The organism is Streptococcus hepaticus, assembly GCF_043656315.1.
GTDB classification, from domain to species: Bacteria; Bacillota; Bacilli; order Lactobacillales; family Streptococcaceae; genus Streptococcus; species Streptococcus hepaticus.
Genome location: NZ_JBINIY010000032.1, coordinates 1 through 4,666, shown reverse-complemented (window position 1 = coordinate 4,666; position 4,666 = coordinate 1). Strand labels below are relative to the sequence as shown.

Here is a 4,666-nt window from a genome sequence, read left to right as displayed (position 1 = left end):
TAAAACTTTATCAAGCTTATTTCTGTAAGAATAAGTTATGTCCTATGTGTAACTGGAGACGGTCGATGAAATACTCTTATCAGACTTCTCAGATTGTCGATGAAGCAATTAAACAAGAGCCGAAAGGGCGCTTTCTCTTTTTGACTTTAACAGTTAAAAATGTGTCTGGTTCAGAATTGAATGAAATACTCACGAAACTGACGAAAGCTTTTGATAGGTTGTTCAAACGGGTTAAAGTGCAGAAAAATTTGATTGGGTATCTTCGTTCGGTCGAGGTAACTCGAAACGAAAACGAAGATACTTACCACCCGCATATTCACGTTTTACTTATGGTTAAGTCTAGTTATTTTAATTCCAAGGATAATTACATATCTCAAGAAGAATGGGGACAGATGTGGTCGCAATCACTTAAGGTAGACTATGTTCCTATGGTTGATATTCGAGCAGTTAAGGCACAAGGGAAAGGTCTAAAAGGGGCAATCCTTGAAACAGCTAAGTACCCCATGAAACCTATTGAAATTGAACTAGAAAAAGCTCAAGTAGTAGAAGAGTTGTACCAAGGTTTGTACAAGAAACGTCAAATCGGGTATGGTGGTCTGTTCAAAGAAATCAGAAAAAGAATGCAATTGAGTGATATCGAAAACGGTGATTTGGTTCACACATCAGAAGATGGAGATGAACTTTCGCTAGGTACAAGAATTGTAGCTCATTGGGATTTTGATAGAAAAAATTATTTTATAAAATACTAACTATAAAAATATATTTTATGCTATAGTAGAGGTGAGGTTAAAAAGTATAGAAAGGCATTAAAATACGGAAACAATAAGTAATCTTTTAATCTATCAAAAGTTATAATAAATACCTTGTTTTTTTTAAAAAAGGAGAAAATTTGTTATGAAAAAAGTTATTCTTTTTTGTTCTGTTGTTATTAGTTCATTGTGCTTTAGCATTTGTGCTAAAGCAGCTACACCTAAAGAAATTGATAGGTCTATAATTAATTCTGCTGTTGATGAAAATCAAATAGTTCAAGTATTACCTGAAGGGGGATATATTGTAAATATAGATGGTAGCTCAAATTTTGATGAATCTCTCGTAGAATATAATAACGGCACTTTGATGAAATATTCTGATTACCGTTTACTTGATGCAATAGACACTTCTTTACCTTCGTATCCATTTCCTTTTTTTAGATCCGCTTCACCTGATAAGGCGGTGCAAAATCCAAAGATATTAGCTAATGGGGAAACTTATAGGTCTCAACCTTTTTCTGGTAAAGGTTGGAGATTTTCTGAATTGAAATTTAAAGCTAAACCTTCTACAGGTTCTTGGCTTTTGTGGACTTCTATTGGCGATAGTGGTTTAGTAGGAAATGAATGGGAAGCCTATCGGACATATCAAGGAACAAGAACCTATAGAGCTGCTTTAGAATCAATTGTTCCGCAATATGTAAACGGTGATAATTCTTGGTTATTCTACTATACATTCGATCCAGTTATAGGTTCAAAATATGAAGTATCTAATTCATAGAGGTGTTTATGGAAAAAAAAATAAAAATAATAGCATTGTTATGTATTGGGTGTTTTTCTGTATTTCACTTGATAAATACCAGAACTCCTACAAGGGCTGAAGAAACTAAAATACTATCTAAAAAGACTGAAATAAATAGAAGTTTAAAAACTATGGTGGAATTAGCTAAAACAGATAAAACTATTGTTTTAGATTTGGAAACAAAAGACCCTAATACCCAACTTATAGAATATCAGGGAGGGTACTTCACATCTGTGAAAGCTGATGAACCTTTTGTTGTAGAAATTCTTAGCCCAGATGAAAAAACAGTTGTTTATCGTGATGATGAACCAACTACGGTAGGAGAAGTACTAGAAGCGATACAAGAAAAAAATAAGTAATTATACTTAGAAAAAAATCTTCTGAAAAAACCGATTTGTGAGTCGGTCTTTTCTTTTTGTTCCCAAATGTTCACAAGGTATTTTAAAGTGTCTTAGAAACGATTTTAGGAGTCCCTCTGAGCGATTTATGCCGTGAAAGCTAATTGACAATAAGCAAAGGCAAAGTACGCTAGAACGGGACGAGCCGAAAGGCATTAGCGTTTCGAGCCGACACGGACAAAGTACGTCCGCCTTTGGTTACTTGTTGTCAATTAGACCATGGAATAAAGCAAGCGAAAAAGGGTGCTCTTTTTTTGATATTGGGTTGGTGGATTGTTCAAACAAATTAAGAAACAGTTAGATTTTGATGATGCAGAAAACGGAGACTTAGTTCATACTTCAGAAGATGGTGAGGATGTGTCTAGTGGAACTAAAATTGTTGCTATCTGGAATGCGACCAAGCAAAATTATTTGATAAAATAATAACTAATACAAAAAGTTAGAGAAGAGCCTCTTTGAAGGCTCTTCTCTATTTTAGATAAGGCTGAACATTCTTTTTAACCTCTTCTATGGTTGCGGATTTTATTCCTTCTATTTCGGAGCTATATTCTCCTATAGTACCATCAGGTAATATATACCTTCCATCCCCACAGTCAGTCATTTCAGAAGGTTTAACGCCAGGTTTGTAAGTGAAGATACCACTTTCTTTAGAGCCAGCAAATACTCTTTGCTCGTCTGCATATTCAGCAAAGTAGGCATTAAAGTCTTCTTTTGATTTTCCTTTCCACACTTCAATCATTTTATTAACTGTAAAATTGTTATTTAGAGGAGTTCCTTCTGCTTTAGCAGAAGATTTAATGGATACCAGCAATAATAAAGATATTACTGGTAGTAATGTAAATAGAATTAATTTGGTTTTATTTTTCAATTATGCACCTCATACACTGTATTCGCCTTAGGGTTATAAGTATAATAACCAAGAGCATTATTGGTTATGTTATTTAGGATTTGTCGTTTTCTCCTTTCTAACCTAGATAACTTTTTATCGATATATCCGCTTTCATTATATGCCAAATAGTGCTGAAAATCAATTGAGGTCAAGTGTGCGAATTTGGAAATAGAAAAACCTAAATATCTACGAACTTGTTTTAATTCTCGTGCTTCCACTATCTAAAACCTCCTAAAATCTATTGTTTTTCACAAAGTCCCGCTAAACCCTTGATATAATTGATTTTTCCTTTGTGTCTGTACCCACCTCTATCGGGCAACACCTACCGCTCCTTCTCCGTCTAAGGCGGGAGCTGGTGTTACGACGCTTCCATTTTGATTTGAACAATCTCTAAAAAAATTCTCTGAGAGGACCGTCTTTGCAGGTTAAGCTGATAATTTGTAAAATCCGCAAAGTGCTATTACATAATTTATATCTATGATACGAAAAAAGGGGTATGGATCTATAACGCGAATTAAGGTGCCTCTACGGCGTTTTAGAGAAAAATGATAATGGGGCATCCAAGATACGTTTTCAGCTCTTAAAATGCAAATATAAGTCTCTGAGAGCTATCTGAGCGATTTATGCCGTGAAAGCTAATTGACGATAAGCTAGGTCAAGTTAGACTAGAAGGGGGCGGTTGGTCAGAACGAAGTTCGACCGAACGACACATTAAAGACTAACGACCTAGGTTGCTTGTTGTCAATTAGAACATGGAATAAAGTAAGCGAATGAGGGGTTGAAATTTATGATAAACAATTTTAGAAAATAATCATGTTATAATAACAGAGTCGCATTCACTAAACAGCGCAAGTTGGGAGGTGAGACTTTATGCTGAAAGTATTTCTTGAACTTGTTTTGCTACCGTTGTTTGTCAGCGTAGTTGCAGAACTAATTGTGGAATGGCTAATTCGCAAGTGGCAAAACAAACGCGACAAATAATTTAGCCTGCGTGCCTTGAGCAAGCACAATAAAAAACACCTAGACGGCCATCTAGGTGTTTTCTTTATGCTTATATTTCTTGAACTTTTAAGCACCTTCATTGTAGCATGATAAAGTAATAGTGTCAAAAATATGGTATAATGAGTAAGTTGGAGGAAGAGTCCAAGGGCGAGGTTGTCGCGAAGCGTTAGACGACCGAAGCCTGACGGATGATTCCTCCAACAGAACCCCCTATTTCTAATAGGGGGGTAGAATTTGTCGATAGCTATATGAAAACCACTCTTAAAGCTAGGCAGGCAGCGGAGTTCGGCGATTTTGAATCTGTACACTTTTTGTCGAAAAAGTGTACCACTAAAATAAGTTAGTAAAAAAGGAGCTAAAGGCTCCTTTAAAAGACCTCAAAAGAGGTCTTTTTTTGAACTTGCGGAGCAAGTTCTTCTTATCTTGATACTAGTAGGCGATAACTCACGGGCGAAAAACGTTCTGCTGACAGCACCTAGAACCTTGGTATTACTGGGTTTTTAAACAAAAAAAAATCGCCTTTACGAGTGAACGCTTTCGTGTTATAATTTTAAGTGCTTAAGTTAAAATTCGAAAGGTTTCAAACAAAGGGATTTTTGTATCTTTTTGTAATTACAGGTAAATTATAACATGACTGAAATCAATAATCAAGAGCAAGTACTCTTGGATAAAAACAAACGTGGTAAGGCTAGGAATTGGCGAGGACGGAAAGTTATGAGTCTGAAATTGGCTGATGTGTTTGACCTTTTGAACTACCCTAAAAAAATGATTGAACGGGTTCAATCATGTGGAGATACTTTACGGTTTATTCGTCAAGAGAACGGTACTT

The 4,666-nt window shown here is 35.6% G+C and carries 5 protein-coding genes and 1 pseudogene; 5 read left to right on the top strand and 1 reads right to left on the bottom strand.

Features of this window, described 5'->3' with window-relative positions; translation table 11 throughout:
- From ACHUFA_RS10895 to ACHUFA_RS10880, 4 genes are all read left to right on the top strand, one after another.
- Positions 1-749, top strand: a 749-nt coding sequence (locus tag ACHUFA_RS10895; RefSeq protein ID WP_394406083.1) for a protein rep, incomplete at its 5' end; no start/stop codon positions are given.
- Between the two features lie 145 nt (positions 750-894).
- Positions 895-1,527 carry a hypothetical protein gene (locus tag ACHUFA_RS10890; protein ID WP_394406080.1) on the top strand — a complete coding sequence of 211 codons (633 nt, stop codon included), beginning with the start codon at positions 895-897 and terminating at the stop codon, positions 1,525-1,527.
- Between the two features lie 8 nt (positions 1,528-1,535).
- On the top strand, positions 1,536-1,907 hold the full coding sequence (locus tag ACHUFA_RS10885; protein ID WP_394406079.1) for a hypothetical protein: 372 nt from the start codon (positions 1,536-1,538) through the stop codon (positions 1,905-1,907).
- A gap of 312 nt (positions 1,908-2,219) precedes the next feature.
- Complete coding sequence (locus ACHUFA_RS10880; RefSeq protein ID WP_394406077.1) at positions 2,220-2,369, top strand: replication family protein; 150 nt, start codon at positions 2,220-2,222, stop codon at positions 2,367-2,369.
- A 46-nt stretch (positions 2,370-2,415) separates the two neighbouring features.
- Here ACHUFA_RS10880 and ACHUFA_RS10875 read toward each other — a convergent pair whose 3' ends face one another.
- Complete coding sequence (locus ACHUFA_RS10875; RefSeq protein WP_394406075.1) at positions 2,416-2,814, bottom strand: hypothetical protein; 399 nt, start codon at positions 2,812-2,814, stop codon at positions 2,416-2,418.
- Between the two features lie 1,653 nt (positions 2,815-4,467).
- Between ACHUFA_RS10875 and ACHUFA_RS10870 the strand changes: the two are divergent.
- Positions 4,468-4,666, top strand: a pseudogene (locus ACHUFA_RS10870) (protein rep); the annotation flags it as partial.